This is a genomic window from Tahibacter caeni (assembly GCF_024609805.1).
In the GTDB taxonomy this organism is placed as follows: Bacteria; Pseudomonadota; Gammaproteobacteria; order Xanthomonadales; family Rhodanobacteraceae; genus Tahibacter; species Tahibacter caeni.
In genome coordinates this window covers 1-1,048 of the sequence record NZ_JANFVR010000674.1, presented here as the reverse complement: position 1 = coordinate 1,048, position 1,048 = coordinate 1, and the positions used below count along the sequence as shown (strand labels likewise).

General features: G+C 76.7%; 2 protein-coding genes. Both read right to left on the bottom strand.

The genetic code is table 11. The features are described from left to right. The coding region (locus tag NON22_RS24760) for a DUF3106 domain-containing protein (protein WP_257389642.1) at window positions 1–769 on the bottom strand (769 nt) is incomplete at its 3' end. A gap of 42 nt (window positions 770–811) precedes the next feature. After that, window positions 812–1,048 (bottom strand): hypothetical protein (locus tag NON22_RS24755; protein WP_257389640.1); only part of this gene is annotated, 237 nt, incomplete at its 5' end.

Below are 1,048 nucleotides of genomic sequence, written 5' to 3'. Positions count from 1 at the left end.
AGCGCGGCGGCGAGCCCGGCGGCCGCCCGGGCGGCGAGGATGCCGGCGGCGGCGGAATCAGCGGCTGCAGGCGCGCGGCGCGCTGCTGCGGGCTCAACTGCAGGAATTCCCGGCGCAGCGCGTCGCGCTGCCCGGCCGGCGTGTCCAGCAGCAGATCGCGGAAGGCCTTGCGCTGCGGCGGCGACAGGCCGTCGATCATCGCGCGCATCGGTTCGCGCTCGTCCTCGGGCAGCGACTGCAGCCAGCGTTCGCGCGCGAGCGCGCGGCGTTCGTTGTTCGCGCCTTGCAGGAACGCGCGCCGCTCCGGCGGCGTCATGCGCGCGAATTCCTCGCGCAGCCGCGCGCGCTCCTCGGGCGGCAGCAGGCGGAAGCGCTCGACGCCGCGGCGCACGCGCTCCTGCTGCTCGGGCGACATCTCGCGGAACCGGCGCAGGCGCTCGCGCAGCGCCTGGCGCTCCTCGGGCGTCAGCGCCTGCCAGCGGCGGAAACGCTCCTGCACGCGGGCGCGCTGCTCGGGCGGCATCGCGGCCCAGCGCGCGGCGGCGCGACGCAGACGCGCCTGACGCTCCGGCGGCAGCCGGTCCCACTCGGCCGCAAACGGCTGCAGCTGTTCGCGTTCGGCGTCGCCGAGGCTCGCAAACGGAACCGGCGCCGGCGCGGACTGAACCGGCGGCGGCGGCGGCGGCTGGGGCTGCGCCACGGCGGACAGCGACACCAGCGCGAACAGCAGGCCGGCGGCCCGGCGCGGGGCTGAAGCAACGAATCGCATCGTCATCGTCCCGCGCAGCCGGCGGCGCCGCGGCTCGGCATGTCATCGCAGTGCATCGTCATCCTCCCCGGGACCTGGCGGCAGATCGGCCGGATCCAGCGCGTCGCCGGACTCGTCCTCGAATTCGCTGAGATACAGCAGCAGCTCGGCCTGCTCGGCCTGCTCCGCGGTCATTGCCGCAGCCGCCGGCGCCGCAGGCGCGGCGGCCGGCGGTGCCGGCGGCGGTGCAGCGACGGCCGGGCCGGCCGCGAGCAGGGCAAGGCTCAGCCATTGTGGTCG